At 55.5% G+C, this 16,718-nt stretch carries 23 protein-coding genes; 3 read left to right on the forward strand and 20 right to left on the reverse strand.

What is annotated here, in order from left to right:
* Positions 1-51 precede the first annotated feature (51 nt).
* The 17 genes from ACR42C_RS19495 to ACR42C_RS19575 all read right to left on the reverse strand — a co-directional run bounded on the left by ACR42C_RS19495 (position 52) and on the right by ACR42C_RS19575 (position 10,408).
* Positions 52-573, reverse strand: coding sequence for a tail fiber assembly protein (locus ACR42C_RS19495; RefSeq protein ID WP_479984473.1), 522 nt, complete (start codon positions 571-573; stop codon positions 52-54).
* Positions 570-2,219, reverse strand: a complete 1,650-nt coding sequence (locus ACR42C_RS19500) for a phage tail-collar fiber domain-containing protein (protein ID WP_479984474.1) — start codon at positions 2,217-2,219, stop codon at positions 570-572. Before ACR42C_RS19500 ends, ACR42C_RS19495 begins: the two co-directional genes overlap by 4 nt.
* A gap of 11 nt (positions 2,220-2,230) precedes the next feature.
* The gene (locus ACR42C_RS19505) at positions 2,231-2,761 is read right to left on the reverse strand and encodes a phage tail protein I (RefSeq protein ID WP_193031393.1); all 531 of its coding nucleotides are present in this window, start codon (positions 2,759-2,761) and stop codon (positions 2,231-2,233) included.
* A complete protein-coding gene (locus ACR42C_RS19510) occupies positions 2,754-3,662 on the reverse strand; it encodes a baseplate assembly protein (RefSeq protein ID WP_479984475.1) in 909 nt (302 codons plus the stop codon). The genes ACR42C_RS19505 and ACR42C_RS19510 overlap by 8 nt, the downstream gene beginning before the upstream one ends.
* Positions 3,663-3,667: 5 nt before the next feature.
* The gene (locus tag ACR42C_RS19515; protein WP_479984476.1) at positions 3,668-4,018 is read right to left on the reverse strand and encodes a GPW/gp25 family protein; all 351 of its coding nucleotides are present in this window, start codon (positions 4,016-4,018) and stop codon (positions 3,668-3,670) included.
* Positions 4,015-4,656 (reverse strand): phage baseplate assembly protein V, encoded by a 642-nt coding sequence (locus ACR42C_RS19520; protein ID WP_136484961.1) that lies wholly within the window; start codon positions 4,654-4,656, stop codon positions 4,015-4,017. The genes ACR42C_RS19515 and ACR42C_RS19520 overlap by 4 nt, the downstream gene beginning before the upstream one ends.
* Positions 4,657-4,737: 81 nt before the next feature.
* Positions 4,738-5,205 carry a phage tail protein gene (locus ACR42C_RS19525; protein ID WP_479984477.1) on the reverse strand — a complete coding sequence of 156 codons (468 nt, stop codon included), beginning with the start codon at positions 5,203-5,205 and terminating at the stop codon, positions 4,738-4,740.
* Positions 5,168-5,413, reverse strand: coding sequence for an Rz1-like lysis system protein LysC (gene lysC / locus ACR42C_RS19530; RefSeq protein WP_233002771.1), 246 nt, complete (start codon positions 5,411-5,413; stop codon positions 5,168-5,170). Before lysC ends, ACR42C_RS19525 begins: the two co-directional genes overlap by 38 nt.
* Complete coding sequence (gene lysB / locus ACR42C_RS19535) at positions 5,301-5,726, reverse strand: Rz-like lysis system protein LysB (RefSeq protein WP_316379897.1); 426 nt, start codon at positions 5,724-5,726, stop codon at positions 5,301-5,303. Before lysB ends, lysC begins: the two co-directional genes overlap by 113 nt.
* Positions 5,723-6,232 carry a lysozyme gene (locus ACR42C_RS19540; protein WP_479984478.1) on the reverse strand — a complete coding sequence of 170 codons (510 nt, stop codon included), beginning with the start codon at positions 6,230-6,232 and terminating at the stop codon, positions 5,723-5,725. The genes lysB and ACR42C_RS19540 overlap by 4 nt, the downstream gene beginning before the upstream one ends.
* The gene (locus ACR42C_RS19545; RefSeq protein ID WP_006178624.1) at positions 6,216-6,437 is read right to left on the reverse strand and encodes a phage holin family protein; all 222 of its coding nucleotides are present in this window, start codon (positions 6,435-6,437) and stop codon (positions 6,216-6,218) included. Before ACR42C_RS19545 ends, ACR42C_RS19540 begins: the two co-directional genes overlap by 17 nt.
* Positions 6,428-6,631: a tail protein X gene (locus tag ACR42C_RS19550; RefSeq protein ID WP_069732677.1), complete on the reverse strand. Its 204-nt coding sequence runs from the start codon at positions 6,629-6,631 to the stop codon at positions 6,428-6,430. The genes ACR42C_RS19545 and ACR42C_RS19550 overlap by 10 nt, the downstream gene beginning before the upstream one ends.
* A gap of 180 nt (positions 6,632-6,811) precedes the next feature.
* On the reverse strand, positions 6,812-7,252 hold the full coding sequence (locus ACR42C_RS19555) for a DinI-like family protein (protein WP_320719927.1): 441 nt from the start codon (positions 7,250-7,252) through the stop codon (positions 6,812-6,814).
* Between the two features lie 109 nt (positions 7,253-7,361).
* A complete protein-coding gene (locus ACR42C_RS19560) occupies positions 7,362-9,551 on the reverse strand; it encodes a replication endonuclease (RefSeq protein WP_479984479.1) in 2,190 nt (729 codons plus the stop codon).
* Position 9,552: 1 nt separating this feature from the next.
* Entirely contained in the window at positions 9,553-9,774 is a 222-nt protein-coding gene (locus ACR42C_RS19565) for a TraR/DksA family transcriptional regulator (protein ID WP_233002766.1), read from the reverse strand.
* Positions 9,774-10,001, reverse strand: a complete 228-nt coding sequence (locus ACR42C_RS19570) for a DUF2732 family protein (RefSeq protein WP_233002877.1) — start codon at positions 9,999-10,001, stop codon at positions 9,774-9,776. Before ACR42C_RS19570 ends, ACR42C_RS19565 begins: the two co-directional genes overlap by 1 nt.
* Before the next feature lie 68 nt (positions 10,002-10,069).
* The gene (locus ACR42C_RS19575) at positions 10,070-10,408 is read right to left on the reverse strand and encodes a DUF5347 domain-containing protein (protein WP_316379893.1); all 339 of its coding nucleotides are present in this window, start codon (positions 10,406-10,408) and stop codon (positions 10,070-10,072) included.
* Positions 10,409-10,650: 242 nt separating this feature from the next.
* On the opposite strand from ACR42C_RS19575, the gene ACR42C_RS19580 reads away from it, so the two are divergent.
* Positions 10,651-11,226 (forward strand): phage repressor protein CI, encoded by a 576-nt coding sequence (locus tag ACR42C_RS19580; RefSeq protein ID WP_320719930.1) that lies wholly within the window; start codon positions 10,651-10,653, stop codon positions 11,224-11,226.
* 90 nt (positions 11,227-11,316) lie between these two features.
* On the opposite strand, the gene ACR42C_RS19585 is transcribed toward ACR42C_RS19580, so the two are convergent.
* Positions 11,317-12,000, reverse strand: a complete 684-nt coding sequence (locus tag ACR42C_RS19585; RefSeq protein ID WP_163329713.1) for an outer membrane protein — start codon at positions 11,998-12,000, stop codon at positions 11,317-11,319.
* Positions 12,001-12,367: 367 nt separating this feature from the next.
* On the opposite strand from ACR42C_RS19585, the gene ACR42C_RS19590 reads away from it, so the two are divergent.
* Positions 12,368-13,537: a DNA repair protein gene (locus tag ACR42C_RS19590; RefSeq protein ID WP_316379891.1), complete on the forward strand. Its 1,170-nt coding sequence runs from the start codon at positions 12,368-12,370 to the stop codon at positions 13,535-13,537.
* Here the strand turns inward: ACR42C_RS19590 and ACR42C_RS19595 are convergent, their stop codons facing one another.
* Entirely contained in the window at positions 13,538-14,302 is a 765-nt protein-coding gene (locus ACR42C_RS19595; RefSeq protein WP_316379890.1) for a siderophore-interacting protein, read from the reverse strand.
* Between the two features lie 147 nt (positions 14,303-14,449).
* Here ACR42C_RS19595 and ACR42C_RS19600 point away from each other — a divergent pair, with 147 nt between their 5' ends.
* Complete coding sequence (locus ACR42C_RS19600; protein ID WP_316379889.1) at positions 14,450-14,944, forward strand: PadR family transcriptional regulator; 495 nt, start codon at positions 14,450-14,452, stop codon at positions 14,942-14,944.
* Here ACR42C_RS19600 and ACR42C_RS19605 read toward each other — a convergent pair.
* Positions 14,941-16,500, reverse strand: a complete 1,560-nt coding sequence (locus ACR42C_RS19605) for a methyl-accepting chemotaxis protein (RefSeq protein WP_302220270.1) — start codon at positions 16,498-16,500, stop codon at positions 14,941-14,943. The two genes, ACR42C_RS19600 and ACR42C_RS19605, sit on opposite strands and share 4 nt — an antisense overlap.
* Between the last annotated feature and the right edge of the window lie 218 nt (positions 16,501-16,718).

Raw genomic sequence — 16,718 nt, forward strand, 5'->3', positions numbered from 1 at the left:
GGGAAAGGATTGCACAACAAACGAAAAACCCTCCGGATGGAGGGTTTGGGGTCAGGCGGGGCGTTCGGGCCATTCAATCTCTGGTGAAACGCTGAGATCCAGCCGGTTTAGCATCACCCGATAGCGCTTCCAGAGTAACAACCTGGCAGCTTCCTCGTCTGTTGCAATGCCGAGCTCGAAGGCATCCTGGAGAGGAGCGATAGCCTCGGAAGCATCAGCAAGCAATTCAGTTTTTCTTGTTTGCACCTGTTGAATTAACTCCTCATTGGTGAGCTGGCGTGGAATAATTTTAGTGCCATTCCATACCCACTCACCGTGTATATTCAGCCCTTCTGGCACGTCTGTTGGATCAACTTCGGAAACTGACATACCAAGAGGAAAGAGGCGATCAGCCTGATTACTGAAAGAGCGAATAATGTTATTTTTGTCGTAGCAAATCTTTAAGGTGTCGGCCTGAAAGCGTGACATATGGTAATACCAGTCAAGCCCTTCATCTGACTGAAGAAATATAGCGTTAAACAAGAACTCTTTAAATTCTGGTTCATACTGAACGAAATTTTTAAGTGTAATCATGCTGTATGACCTACAGTAATCCATCCGATATTAGACATATATTTCTGAATTGGGCGGTAAAAAATCGTATCGCCGCCGGGGTTTTGGCCTTCAGCATTCCACCCCGTCATTGCGCAGCCAGCAGGAACCCGCTGCCAACCGTTTTGCGTAATGATAAATGCCCCCTCCGCCCCCATTGCGACATCACGGACAAAGTATTGTAACGTCCAGTCCTGTCGTGCATAAGGGCTCAAATCCTGCTGTGGGGGTGGGTTATTAGGTGAGTAGACTCGCACACCTGGAGTATCGAACAATCCACTCCCAGCCTGAATTAACCCTTTACTGCTAATATTGCGCTCAGAACGCAAATCTCCGGATGTTTGTACGTAATTTGAATAAATACTACCTACAGTAACTAAATTACCTGCAACTCCAGTATTTCCGGAAGGGTCAATATTAAAAAGATTCTTATTATTCAACCAAATCGAGAAACCTGTCGCGTCAGTGCTATTACCTCTGGTAAGGCCAATAGCCATTGAATTATCGTACCATTCAAACATAGCACCAGAGACGATTCCTCCCGCACCAGATGGCTGAGCGCTAATAAGTTTCGCCGAGTTTCTTTCTGTTGGCACGGTTCCTACACTACCAAACCGGAGAACCCCATTATAATCTCCCCCTTGTGCAGATACCGCACCGATTTCAGCAGGTGTGGGTTTGTGGTCTGCGTCATACTGCATTCTCCAGCCTGACCAAACACTGTTGTAAAACGTACGGATGTAGGAACCGGAATTAGAATATATCCGATAAACCTGTGTAATACCTGCATGTTTGTAAACTTCAAGCGAACCAGCGGCAGGTTCTGGATAGTTCTTCCCGGAAGCAGCCTGAACATTTGCAGTTTGATAGTAAAGTCCTGGTGTTGTCAGAGCATTGAGATCTATGGCATTTCCAATGCTAACAGCCTGACCATTAAAAATATCTTGCGCGGTAATACTAATATCTTCCGTCAGCGGTCGCCCGTTAACCTTCCTTCCTGATGGCACGCGACCATTAGCATTGTCATTCGCCGCCTTAACCGCTTTCGGCGTTGCCGCCAGCGCTTCAGAGGAGCTATCAGTCGCACTACTAAGCTGAGTAAACCCTTTAGCCGTCAGCGTGGCATCAGGATGGCGACGAGACTGCTCATGCTCTTCAAGCTTCTCATCAACGTACTCCTGGGTTGCCATTACCGTAGACGTATCTATCGTAAGCTCGACCGAGGCGATATCGCTGACCATGATCACCATTCTCACAGTCTGCGCACGCCCAGATCCCTCATCTAACAACGGCTTATAGCTTTCAGCCATGTTCCCAACGGCAATCAGTGTCCCCGTGTCATCATAGAGCCCCATCTCTCGCATCCAGAAACCGCCGGTTTCAGGAGGAATAAGAAGTTCTGCGATCACATAGTTCTGCTTTTTATTATCCTGGCTGATTTTATTAAGCGCATGGCGCCAGACTTCATTAACCAGCTTCGTCTGCCCGGCATCAGGCACCGGCAACGTGCCCCCACCGTCACCCACCGCCATCGCCGTAAAATTCACTTTCTTGCCGTTCGGGACGGTCGCTGCAGCCAGTTTTTCGGCACCGGCTTTGGTGATAACCGTTTTATATTTCACTGTCATTGTGCTCTCACTTATCCGGGATAAACCGTAATGATGTCGCCGTCATAGCTCAGGGCGCCGGTATAGAGATAACCCGGAATGTCCTGGATGATATTCAGGCCAATAAGGTGGCGGCTGGCAGGCTTTGCATCAGCAATCAGCCTCTCCATTTCGTAATACATTTCCTCGGTGATACCGGTGTCCAGCACGCCAATATCAAGGCGAAAGGTGCCGGGCGGATCGTTGGTTTCCCACCACTCGGTGACGTTGATCAGATAGCCAAGCGGCTCCACCACGCGACGCACGGCGCCAATCGTCCCTTTGTGGGCATGGATAAACCACGCCGCGCGGATCACGTCCCGCTTGGTGGCTTCCGGCCAGCTCTCGTCCCAGCGGTCAACCGAAAATGCCCAAGCCAGCCACGGCAGTAAATTCGCCGGGCAGGTGTCCACATTCCAGAGGTGGCGCAGCGGAACGGGCGTATTTTCTATATCCGCACAGGCGCGCGCTGCCGCCACCTCAAGCGGCGATGAGCCAACCGGTAAAAGGCGGGTGTTACTCATCGTTGCCTCCCACGGTTACGCTGTAGTGGCTGCACCATGAGGCCTGAGTTTCATCAAGCACGATGTCAGCCGCGGGTGCGGTCAGTTCTACCCGCTGCACCCCTTCCACGTGAAGAGCGGCGTAAATGGCAGATTTGCGAATATCGCGTCCAAGCCGATGCTGAGCCGTGATATAGGCCTGTAACCGGGCTCTTGCCGCATTGAGTACCGGCTCGCTTTCAGGGCCGGGGAAAAGGAAAAGCGATGCTTCAATGCTGTAGTCAACGATTTTGGCCGACTGGACGGTAACGCGGTCGGCAACGGGCCTGACGTCTTCATCGTTGAGGGCATTACGAACAATAGCGATCAGCTCTTCAGACGCTATGCCGTTATTCTCCCGGGAGAGCACGGAGATCGTGACGTTCGCCGGCTGCGGGCTGATGACGGAGATGTCCGCTACCCGGCCATCGGCACTGCGGCCATGGAACTGGTACGCGCCCGTCGAACCGGCCACGCTCAGCCCTTCCGGCGCCTGCTGGATGCGCAGACGAAAATCGGTATCGGACTCCATCACAGCCGGCGTGGGTGGGAACGTGGTGTCGTCGGCAGAGGCGATCACCAGACGCGCAAGGTTAGCGTTTGCCCCAATCTGGTCCAGATCGCTGCCCGCTGCATAGGCCAACATGACCGCACGCGCGGCCTCGTTAACCCGCTGACGCCACATGACTTCCCGGTAGGCATTCTCCTGCAGGAGCTTCACAATCGGCTCTGACTCCAGCGTCAGCGTCCGCGCAATCGCCTCTCGCTCCTCTTCGGGATAGAGCGAGACAAAGGTGGCCTTTCGTTCTGCCAACAGCGTTTCATAATCCACCTCCTCCACGACATCAGGCGCGGCGAGCTGGCTCAGATCAACAATAGCCATAGCGTTTAACTCAGTGAAATGGTGATAGAAAAGGATTGTCCGGAGGTCGGGCGCGTGCCGGTGATATCGACATACAACGTCCCGTCGTTCTCCGAACGCTCGAAAGTGATGGCCGTCAGGCTTATCCGCGGCTCCCATTTCTGGATGGCGGAATAGCATGCGGACATGATTTGCAGGTGCAGCGCCGGGCTCTGCGGCCTGTCGATCATCGCCGCCAGCAGCGAGCCGTAGTCCCGGCGCATAACCCGCGAGCCAATCGGCGTGACCAGAATGTCGCGCACGCTCTGCCGGATGTGTTCAGCCTCTGAAATGCTCAGCCCGGTCTGCCTGTTCATTCCCCTGTATCGCACCGTCATTGTGTCCCCTTAGTCCAGCTTCCGCCGCTTTGCACGCTGCCGTGCGCGTGGTTGTCCACCTGCACCCCGTTGGAGGTGAATTTACCGCCGGAATGCTCAATATTTCCGGCCATCACACCGCCCTGCTGCACTTCAAGAGAGGCGGTAATTAACTTGTTGGTACACACCACTTCAGGCGTATCCAGCGTGATGCGGGAAGTTGACGTCACCCGCACCTCCGGCACGGTGGCGGTCAGCGATTCCGAGGCGGTAATGTCGGCCGTTTTAATGCCTGTAACCGTCAGCGCCCCGCGTTCGGGTTCGTACTCGATCACCGCGCCGTCAGGAAACGAGACGTGGAACGCGTCAGGCGACCCGGACGGGGCCGGATGGTCGTCCGAGAAAATGCCGGGCAGCACAAAGGCGGTATCAAGCTCGCCTCCGATGGCCAGCAGCAGCACCTGCTCGCCCTCGGAAGGCGCCCACCAGACGCGCGAACGTCCCGCACGACAGGTTAGCCAGTTCAGCCAGGTAGTTTTCATCCCGCCGGTCTGGACACGACAAAGCCCTCTGTTGAGGTCAACCTCGGTCACAACACCGATACGAATCAGATTGCGGATCGCGCGAGCGATACCGTTCATGGAAGTTAATGTATTCATGAGAAGAGAATGCCGTTCAGGAGGAACGGCAGCAACGAGACGAGGTTTTATGCGGGATGAAACAACACGGCGCGGGGGAAATTACGCCTCCCACTGGCTGACCAGCTCACCGTTGATGTACAACGACGTCGGACGCGTGACGGGCTCCGGCAGCGGCGGTTCGGGGGAATACGTCGCGTGCAGAGCGCCCTGCTCCTGGGAAACGAGAATGCGCTCGGTTAATTGCAAACTGACGCTGATATCCATCGTATCGTCATCGTTTAAGACGATCGTGAAGGAACATCCGTTTTTACGGCCTTCATCAAGGGTAAAAATGTCCGGCTGGTTTTCCCGAAGCCAGGCCAGCACGGGAACGAAAAATCCCTCGCTGTCACCGGTGAAACCGCTGACCTTTGCATTCAGTTGATAGTGTTTTTCAAAGGAGAGCGAGGAGGCCAGGCGGGCGTCAATATGCCCGCTTCCGACCGACATCTGCAGGCGCTCCGGGCTGGTGTTCAGTTGGGGGATCGCGTCAATTAATGCCTGACGCAGGCTCTTGAGTTTGTGCATCGAGTTTATCCTGACAGTTTTTAAGGGTTTCAACCTGCAGCGCGCAGGCGATAAGGGCATACTCAAGCCTGCGAATATCCGCGCTGAGATCGCCGTTAGTGGCGGGTTCGCTGCCCGGCATCGGGCAGAGGCTCACTTTCGGGCAGGCGTGGTAAACAATGGGCTGCGGAGGCGCAGGCGGTGCGGGTGTGCAACCTGCGGACAGCATCAGGCAGCCGAGCACTATACCAGCGGCGTAACGCTTCATTTTCATTAAGTAATCTCCCGATAGTGGCTTCCCGTCTCGCGCTCTCCTCACCCGCAGTGACAAGCGCCTCACGGAGCCTGACCTGGGCGTTTTCGTTTGATCGGGCTATCCGTTGTGACAGGGACAGCTGCTGGTTAAGCGTGGCGAGGGCCGTTTTTTGCTCGCTGGCGACCCGGTTAGCCGTGGCCAAGGAACGAGACAGGTTCAGGTTGTCATGACGAAGCCACAGCGTGATAGCCAGCAGCCCGGCCAGCGCCAGCATGAGGGCTCTCATTGCAGCCCCTTCATGCACCAGGCCTTCTCGCGGACGCGACGATTTTCCAGCCCGGCATTTTTGACGCCGTTGATGTACACCCAGCGGGTAAGCTGCTCGCACGCCTGCGACCACTGTTTACGCTTGATAAACGACACCAGCGTCGAACGACAGGCAGCGCCTGCGCCGACATTAAACGTGAAGCTCACCAGCGCGTCGTAGACCCGTGGCGGCATTTCTACCGGCGCGCACGCCGCCAGCCGCCGCTCCACGTTGAGCACATCAGCGACCAGGTTTGCCGCGGCCTCACGCTCCGTAATGTCCCGCGTGGGCACAACGTTTGCCGTGTGGCCAATGCCTGACGTCCATACGCCGGCGCTACACCTGTAGGGCGAGAGGCGGCATCCTTCGAGATCGGCAATCAACGCCAGCCCATCCGGGGAGGTTTTCAGTAACCGAAAGTCAGGCATCAGCACCGCCAGGGCCAGCACGCCGGCGATACTGCAACGCTTAATGATTGAGTTCACGAATGCTCTTCTTATCGAGGCCAAGAGATTTGAGATAGCGCCAGGTTTTTCGCTTAAACCAGTAATTCGTCAGCGCGGTAAAAATGGCGCAAAGACTTCCCACGTACAGCGCCACTTTTTCAGGAGACATCGCCCCGAACCAGGCCAGCGCCACGGCCAGCCAGTAGGCGATAAACGTGGTGATTTTCTCCAGGCTCAGTCCCATAGGTTTACGGATTCTTTTGTGGGGGCGGTATCCACCTCCGGCATCTCTACCGGCGTGCCGTGAGGCAAGATAACCCCTGACTCCGCGAGGCCAGAGTTGGCCTCCAGAACGGCTTCAACGACGCCAGCCGTGCGCCCATAAAAGCGGGCGCAAACGGCATCAAGCGTGTCCCCCTGCATTGCATAGATTTTCATCAGACGCTCCCAACATCCGGTTTCAAGGTACTGTAGAGTTTCCCGGGCCAGCAGGCTTTTCGCTATCGCTGACGGATGGACGCTCGCGGACACAACAGACCGTCCGCGAGAAGCGAAGCGCGGTTCAATAGGAGCGTAAAAATCTAATGAGGGTGTTCGGTCCGGGTAATAAAACCGGGGCTAGCGCCAGCTCTCGTCTTCCCAGACCTCCCGGAGAATAGTGTCCAGCGCCTCGCGATCGGCCTCTTTTTCAAGCCCCTGGAGCTCCACACCCGTCACCGAGCCTATTTTCACGGTCACCCGCGTTGACGGAAACAGGGATCCAATCCTGCGGGTCAGTTCGCTCTGAAAGGCTTCGGCGACGGACTGGCCAGCCAGCCGATCTTTATCGAGAGTAATGTTCACCCGAACGTTACTTTCTTTTTTAACTCGTTCCGGAACAGGCGATGCCGAGAAAACAACGGTAAAGGCGTTGTTCTTGATTAAATTTCCCCGCGCAATCTCGGCAATCAAATTCAGGGCAATCTCACGATCTCTTTCCTGACACGTTCCTTCTGTCGTCAGCCGAGCAATCATCTCGACTCGTTCAATCATGACCTGCTCGTTCAACTCTCTGTCCACACAACCTCCACCACGAGATACTGTATAAACATACAGTAGCATGTATTCATAAAAAGAGTGAAGCGAAAAATCAGAACACTTCACGGTATGTGCATGATATCGATGAAGATTAGCGTGCTCGCCGGGTTAACAGATCCGTTAAATACCCAATACGTTCAAGGATTTTCCGCGCCTTTTCCTGATAAGAACACGCCGCAGGAAATAGCGATCCGTCAGCTGCGCCCCTGCACCATTTGTCGTTAAAGCGGCTGACGCCTCCCGCCATAAGATGCAGGGCCTCGCCCCGGCTGATGGCTATCCCGGTTGAGAGCCGTATTTCGTCAATCACCTTCTCTGGTACCCCGTTCTGCGGGTCGCTCGCGAAGACTATGGGCGACGACGGGCCTGGGCGGATGAATTTGATGCGTTCGGTTAATGCCCGTCTCGCATGCCGGCTAAGGGGCTTAGACAGATCGTCCTGCGTACAGTTATTGACAGAACTCCGAGAGGGCTCAGGCGTATCCTTAACCTCCACGGCCCGCTTCGGCACAATTTTCCACTGGGTGTGCCGGGTTATAATCGGGCTACCCGCGCCGACGGCGGAATCGTACACGCCACGAATACGAACGGTTTCCTCGCCGTACTGGTTAAACCCGGCGCGCGGCTCATACAACGTACGCACCTGTAAATCGTCGCGCCGGACAAGCGGCCCGCCCTGCGCTGTGACATAACCCGCCCAATCACCGGCGTCGGCGGCATCATGGACGGCGGCAAACTCAATGCTCAAGCCGCGCGCGGCCTCGGCATCCGCCAGACGGCGCAGCTCGCGGTAGACCGTTACCGGCGCGCCGCCGATGAACTGAAACTGACGAATGTGCCAGCGTCCCGCCCAGGCCGAAACGGCGGACGCCATCTCCTTCAGAAGCCCGCCGCTTTCGCTATCGGTCTCGCCATCAAGCGCATAGCCGTCGATATTCTTTGAGATGTATTTGGCTATATAGCCCGTAGCACTGCCTTTCTGCGGATCGATCGCTTCCGCATGAAAACGCGCCCTTCTGGCGCTTTCGCTCTGCAGCTCAACGGCATCCTCCAGCCGTGCGTAATCCCCGATAATCTGGCGAACGCATTCGACATCTTCCGGCAGCATAAACATCAGCATGTGCCAGTGGGGCGTACCGTCGTGATGGGGTTCGGCGACGCGGATACCAAAAATACGGTGCCCGTCCCGGTGGAGTTTTGCCCGGATACGCGCCCAGAGACGGGTAAAGTAGCCTTGCGTATCCGCCGGGCTGGCCCCGTTCCACTTCGCGTTGGGGTAGCCCGACTTCACGGTCGCGTGATACTGCGCGGGCGCGGTTAAGGTATAGAATTCACCCACATAGCCCAGCGCCCCGCAGATATTTTCAAACCCGCGGATGCGGGTCATCAGTTCACAGCGGCGTATCGCCGGGTTAGCTACTGAACGATCATATTTTTCAATCAGGCTGATGCGGTTGCCCTCTTCATCTTCAAGCTCCATGCCCTTAAGGAATTCCCGGGTTCGGCGCTTCTGCTCGCGCCACTCGGTCACGCAGCGCCTGCTCGCATACGCTGTTCTCTTTTTGCTGACGTTGCCGAGCGCAATCTGCAAATGCTCGCGCCAGGCCGCCGCGATCCGACGCAGGCGCCCGCGCCACCACGCCTCGGAAAACATGCGGATCACCGCCGCGGCAACGTCATCTTTGTTGAAAAACGTCTTCGACACCCGCTCCCAGTGGGGAGGTGACACGTTGAACTGTCGGGCGATCAGTCCGGCGCGCTGGTACCAGACGTAAAGCGTCCGGTATTCGCCCATCTCAGCATCGTTAATATTCGCCAGCTCGCCACGAATAAAGCTGGCGATATCAGCGGCCAGCAGGTCGATATCCGCACGGGACATATCCGGAAGACGGTTATAGCGGGCAACCAGCTCGACCATCCGTGAGGCAAGGTATTGCAGAATCTGGGTGTCGAAATGGCCGTCAAACACGGCCCTGGAGACCGTGTTGTGGAGGCCCGCGCAGGAATAGCGTTCAGAGATCAGGCGCAGGCGGGGCAACATTCTTTTGCAGAAGCGGATCAAGAAAGCATTGGCCTGCAGGCTGCCCCGATGCTTTTCGAGGGTGTCAACCGTGCGCCAGACCTCGAAGCGCACGCAGTCAGGCTGCTGTGAGAGGGCCATTCTTGCCTGATGCAGCGCCGCGAAGAGGCGATCGCGACGCTGCTGTTGGGCGTGCGTGAGGTAAGGGCTGGCAATGGCCGACCGTGGAGCATTCCACGGATAAGCAAATGACGTCGCCAACTCATCCTCCCCGGACGTGTTTATTTTTCATCTCCGCGATCTCCTGGCAGGTGATGCACAAGGCCACCCCAGGCACCGCCTTTCGACGCGCCTCAGGTATCGGTGCATCGCAGTCCTCGCAGAGGAAACGCGAAGGCGATGCGGGCCGTCTGCGGGCACTGTTAATGTGGCGCTCTCTGTCTTCCTGCTCGCGCGCCTGCGCAAGATCGATATAATCGGCCATCAGTGCAGCTCCTGAGATTCACGTTCGTAGCGGGCCGCCTCGTGGCACAGCAGTTCGGCAACGTCTTCTCCGCTCATGCCGGTTTTGAAAATATGGCTCGCCAGCGCCTCCAGGCGCAGGGAGACCGCAAGGGCTCGCGCGCATCGTTCCTCTGTTTTTGCCTCCATCAGCAGGCGTTTTAGTTCTTCACTTCCGATCGGATTAGGGCGGTTTTCACCGTTTCGCATCACGCTTTCTCCTTAAATTCAGGCAATAGATTGCCCGGCGGGTTTACGCCAATAGGTTTCGGGTTGGGTTAGATCGGCAGGGTCAGCCGTTCAGGAAATAAACTCACGACAGCGCGAAAATGGTTCATGGCGATAATCAGCGCCCTTTTCTCCTCGGTCGTCAGCTCGCTGATATCGCACTCATGACGGGCGACGGGCAATCTCGCCAGGAAAAAGATGGCGGCCAGCGCCCTGCTGTTTTCTTCAAAACAGGGATCGCGCTTGTCGCGCATCTCGGCCATAAACCGCGCCAGCTCTTTTCCGCTGTCGCTCCAGTATCTGGCGCGCAGTTCCGCGACGTGGTTAAGTCCACTGAGGCGTGCCCCCACGCTGAGCGGAACCCTTGCTCGGGCAGCTTCTATTGCCATATACCCTCTCGCGTGAATCCGCGCAGGCCGAATGGCCAGCCGCTACCTTGCAGAAAACAGATATAGCCCGGCATTTTCCGCCGTTTGATGATTGCGATTTCACAAGCCATGCTGCAAAATTCCCATTTTGATAATGTCTGCAATCTTTAGCCTCTGTTTGCCAACGTCTGCCGCTGATTGCTCGAATTTGCAATGATATTAATACCCAATTGAGTATTAGTAAACACCCAAAGGAATATATTTTGATCTTAGATTCTCAAGTGAATAATGAAGAGTTACTCGATAGAATCTGTCAGGTATATGGTTTCACGCAGAAAATCCAGCTGGCCCGGCACTTTAATATCGCCGCCAGCTCGCTTCAGAACCGCTACGCGCGCGGTACTGTCTCTTACGACTTCGCGGTTCAGTGCGCGCTGGACACCGGTGCCAGCCTGCGCTGGCTGATGACCGGGCAAGGCGCGCAGTTTGAAGGTAACCCCGCCTCGGGCGACCCCGTTTCAGTTTCCATGTTCACACTCAGTGATGGAAGACTGGAAGAAAATACTATTTTGAGTATCGATTCAGCTGTCTTTAGCAAACCGCTGGCTCGCGGCATTGCCGTCCGGGCGGAGGGGAAGCTGCACTTTATCGAAAAAGAGGCGTCGTTAACCGACGGCCTGTGGCTGGTTGAGATTGAAGGGACCACCAGCATCCGCGACTTAACGCTGCTACCGGGTAAAAAACTCCACGTGGCGGGCGGTAAAGTTCCCTTTGAGTGCGGTATCGACGAGATAAAAACGGTGGGCCGCGTGGTGGGGATCTACAGCGAGATGAGCTGATGAAAGCGTTCTGCGACAAGAACAAAAAAGCCAACGCCGCATTCACGCGGCGTTGGCCCTGTTTTAAAGACAGTAAAAACTTACAACAGGTTAAAAGACATAACGCATGCCAAGGGTAAATTCATTAGAGACAATATGCGCTTTCATCTGTTCGTCTTTTAAGCCACGCGCGTTAGTGAAGTTGTTATACCCACTTTCGATCTTACCCATATCGATATAACGGTAGCCCAGATCAACATACAGACGCTCAACCGGCATGTAGCTTACGCCCGCCCCTAACGCATAAGTCAGATTGCTTTGTGTTGTCGAGGCATATTCACGTCCGGCGTTACCCTGCCAGCCGCCCGCTTTGATTTTACTCACGCCAAGCCCGGCAGTACCGTAAACAGACACACCGTAGCCCAATTCATAATCGCGATAGACATTCAGCATCAGACGTTCAGTTTCAGTCTGTAAGTGATTAAAGCTATTAGCGAATGTGCTGGAGCCGCTGGTGTACTCCGTCTTTTGTTTAAAGGTATATTCACCCTCTGTACGCCAGCCGTTACCAAACTGATAGCCCGCAGCAATCGCCGCGCCGCCAAAGTGCTCTTTCTCTTTACCGCCCACAAACTGCCCTACCCCAGGACGTGCGCTGGTATCCATCTCCTTTGCACGTTGTTCAACCTGGAGATATTTTGCGGAACCGTAATACCCTTCTTCCGTATTTGCCGCCAGAACGGTAGCCGGGATCATCGCGATCGGCAGGGCGACTACAATAGCTTTCATCTTCATCTACACTCCGTTGAAAAAATATTCCGCACGGCGAACCATCGTCTGCCGAGGTCAGGAAAAAATGTCAGTGAGACGAAGCATAAGCACTCCCGAAAAGGCAAACTATTCGGAGGAATACGCGTTTTACCTGGTAATTTTACGTAGGGACTTGTCTTGCTTTAAAAACTATTGTTATTTATTTCAATGAATTAACGCTTACTATTAAAAGCAACCTGCTCATTTCATCTGTTACGCGCCCATCTTCACACTCTGTAAAATCTAAAGAAATCCCCCATCGCGCCGATCATCATCCGTGTGTATTATTTCCTGTAGCTTTTACAACAACTACCCTTAACTCAAATACTTAAGCGCCAAAGCGAAAGGCATCATGAGCACACCGATCAAACGGCTAGAAATCATTAAAAATGCCATTGAACTGGAAGATGACGACATCATCCAGAGCCAGCTGACACGCCTGAAAAATGAAGCGTTTGACGATGAGCTACAGGCAATCGTCGTGATGCTTGAGCAAAAGAACTACACCGCGGCGATGGCGGCCATTACCGCCTGGCTGCAGGGCCAGCGCGCCGTGACCCAATGGCGCGATCCGCAGGTGGCCGCCAGCAAGCTGGAGCTGAAGGCGCTGGAAGAGCGACTGCGCGATCTGATTGACCGCCGCAACGCACGCGTACAGCAGCTTGATGAGTTCAACGATTTGTATTTTTCACGGCTGGGCCCGCTGATGCAGCAGATCCTCGCCCTGCGTAAAACCCTGGCGGAGCTGAACCTGCGTCGTCAGCAGGCGGAGGCGCGTCGTCGCGAGGAAGATTACCGTCGCTGCCAGCGGTATATGGCGCAGGCGGTAGAGGTGCTGGCTACGCTCACCCAGCGCTGGCGCGACCTTCCGGCCGACTCCGTACAGGCCGCTGAGGCGCGCAAGCATCTTGAGCAGCAAAGTAATCTGATTGCCAACCTGCTGGCCGAAGCGCTTGAGCTGGAGAGCGGCTTAACGCGCGAAGAGGAGCCTGCCCGGCAGGCCCGCGACGAGGCCAACGAAGAGTACGAGAAGTATCGCGAACAGCATCACGATGCCGAAGTGCGTCTGCGTAAGGGGAAAGATCTCTCGGAAGAGGATCAAAACGAGCTCAAGCGCCTCTGGCGGCAGGCGAGCAAGCTCTGCCATCCGGATTTAGTCGCAGACGATCTAAAAGAGGAAGCCAACGCGATGATGGTGCAGCTCAACCAGGCGAAGCAGCGCGGCGACGTAAAAGCCATTCGCTCGCTGGTGGCCCGCCTGCAGCAGGGCTTCGAGCCATTGATGGCAAGCGACAGGCTGAACGATCTGGAACGTATCCGTAAAAAAATGGCGCAGGTCCGCGAGCAAATCGATACCTTAGTGCACGAGCTGGCGGAGCTGGAGAAAGAGGAGTCCTGGCTGCTGGTCTCTTCGCTGAGCAATATGGAAGCGTACTTCGCTCAGCAGGAGAAAGCGCTGCACGAGGTCCGCGCCTCGCTCGAACATCAGGTGAACGAAGCGCAGCTGGATTCGGCAGCCTGATTATTTAGCGTGCCAGTATGCGCTGGCACGCACCAGCTGCTGGTCAATCGCGTCGGTTTCAAACTGGCGGCTCAGGCTTTTCACCACCTTCCCTTCCCCGGTCAGCCAGATAAAGTAATCCTCAGCCGGAACGGTCAGCGCCGCCAGATGGTCCGCTACCGCCTGCGCGTTGTGGCCCACCACCCATGTGATGTTGAATTCGCTCAGGTGCGCCAGATAGCCTTTGTAAGATTCGTCCCCGACCGTCACTACCGCATGAACCTCCGGGCGAACCGGCAGTTTAACAATGCTCTCTAAGCGCCGACGCAGCGCGGGCATGCCGGACTCGTCGCACACGTACAGCTGCCAGGCGTAATCCTCCGGCACCACCAGCGAACCGCGCGGGCCGCCAATAGTCAGCCTGTCGCCCGCTTTCGCCTCGACCGCCCAGCGGCTGGCAACCCCGCCGTCATGAATGAAGAAATCGAGCAACAGCTCATGATTTGCCTCATCGTACAGCGGCGTATAGTCGCGCGCCTGCGGACGCACGCCGTCGCCCCAGTCGATGCCTTCATCGGTGACCACCGGTGGAACAAACGTGGTGCCAGGTGCCGGGAAAAAGACTTTGGTGTGGTCGTCGAAACCGCGGGAGCTAAAGCCCTCCAGCGCCTCGCCGCCTAAAACAATGCGCTGAAAGCCTGCGCTGATGCGCTCAACGCGACGCACCGTCAGCTCGCGAAAGCGCAGGTCATTACGCACGCGCTGTGGGTAACGGGTAGATGCCATTTTTAGCCTCTTGTCTTGTGAATACGATATATCGAAACTGATTTTTAAATGATAATGATTACTAATCAGTAAAAATGCAAGATCTTTTAGATTGCATCTGAATATATCTTAGATATAGTTTAGATATATCAAATTAAAGAGACTACTATGCGACACGAACACGATGGCGGCGGACGCCGACCGCGCTTTTTCGGCCACGGCGACCTGCGGCTGGTGATCCTGGACATCCTGACCCGCAGCGCGAGCCACGGCTATGAGCTGATCAAAGAGATCGAGAATCTGACTCAGGGGAACTACACTCCGAGCCCAGGTGTGATCTATCCAACCCTGGATTATCTTCAGGATCAGACCTTTATCACCATCACGGAAGAAGAAAGCGGTCGTAAGAAGATTGCGATTACAGCTGCAGGACAACGCTGGCTGGACGAAAACCGGGAACAGCTGGAACAGATCCAGGTGCGTATTAAAGCGCGCAGCGTCGGCTTTCAGCTGCGCAAAAACCCGCAGATGAAGCGGGCGCTGGATAACTTTAAAGCGGTGTTAGATCTGAAGGTAAATCAGGGAGAGCTCAGCGACGCGCAGCTCAAGCAGATTATCGGCGTAATCGACCGCGCGGCGCTGGAGATCTCCCAGCTGGATTAAGCCGGCGCGTGCTCGCTCACGCGGAAGACGCGTACCAGCTCTTTCAGGTGCATCGCCTGCTCGTTAAGGGATGCCGCCGCCGCGACGGACTCCTCCACCAGCGCAGAGTTCTGCTGGGTGGTGGCATCAATCAGGCCAATCGCGCTGTTGATCTGTGAGATCCCTTCCGTCTGCTCGTGGCTGGCCTGGCGGATCTCGCGCAGGATCACGTCCATCTCCTCCACGTTGCCGACCATCCCGTTGATCAGAGCGCTCGCTTTTTCCACCAGGTTCATCCCGTCCTGGGTCTGGCTGGTGGAGCTCTCGATCAGCTCGCGGATTTCACTGGCTGACGACGCGCTCTTCTGGGCAAGCTGGCGCACCTCGCCGGCCACCACCGCAAAACCACGGCCGTGTTCGCCGGCACGCGCCGCTTCCACCGCCGCGTTCAGCGCCAGAATGTTGGTCTGGAAGGCAATGGCGTCGATCAGGTCGATAATGTCGGACATTCGGTTCGACGTCTCGTTAATCAGGCGCATTTTGCTGGTCACCTGCTTCATCATCTCCCCGTTGTTTTTGACCACCGTGGCGGCATCTGCCGAGAGGTTGGTCGCTTCGCCGGTGTGCGAGGCGGTGTTTTTCACCGTCGCGGTGATCTGCTCCATCGAGGCGGCGGTCTGTTCAACGGAGCTGGCCTGCTCTTCGGTGCGCGCGGCCAGATCCTGGTTCCCGGCGACAATCTGCGCGGCCGCGCTGGAGATATTCTCCGAGCCGGTTTGCACCTGCTGCACAATGTCCAGCAGGCGGTTTTTCATCTCCATCAGCGCGTGCAGCAACAGGCCCGTTTCGTCCTTGCCGTGCGGCGTGATGCTGCCCGTCAGGTCGCCCTCTGAAATGGCATTGGCAAAATTCACCGCCTCGCCGAGCGGACGAGTAATAGCGCGCACGATAAACCAGCCAATCAGGCTGCCCGCCGCAACGCTAAACAGGGTGATCAGGATCAGCAGCAGCCGGCTGGATTTAAAGTCACCTTCCACCTGCTTCCCTGCGCTCTGCATCTCATGGTTCTGAATCGCAATCAGCTCCTGCACTTTGGCTTTATAGGCCTGCTGTACGGTGAGGGTGCGGGTCATCATCTCCTGGATTGCAGCCGCGCGATCGTTGTTCTGCACCGCCTGCAAAATGCGATAGCGCGAGTCCAGATACTGCTGACGAACGTCGCGGATCTCGGCAAGGACCTGCTGTGATTTCGGATCCTGCAACACGCTGTTTAGCTCACCCAGAATCAACGTAATATGTTCGCTGATCGTTTTAAGATGCTGCTGCGACTGCGCCGTGTACGTTCCCTTATCATCCAGCAACATGAGCTGCTGAGTGCTAATAAATTCCTGGAAGTTGTCGATTAACTGGTTCGCTTTTACCGTGGTCGGATAATCATGGGTAATGATGGATTGCATCCCGTTGTTAGCCCGGTTCAGACTCAGTAAGGACATACTGGCGCTAACTACCATCAGGACAATAAAGAATCCAAACGCCAGAAATAATTTCGTGCCGATCTTTACGTCATGTAAGAACATATTTTCTCCATCGATGTGATTATTTCTCAGACGATCGCTGTTATCGGTAACGAATCCGCTAACTTTATGACTTTGATCGTTTTTTTATTTCATAACCATCACAATGGATAGGTAGAGGCTATTAATACCGCCTCATCGATCGTTACCAGTCCACCAGAACAGGGTTTTACAAAATAGCATCACGGAAAACTGACTTAGGCAGGAATAAATAACTGAGG

The sequence above is a fragment of the Enterobacter sp. MG-EB028 genome (genome assembly GCF_056673305.1).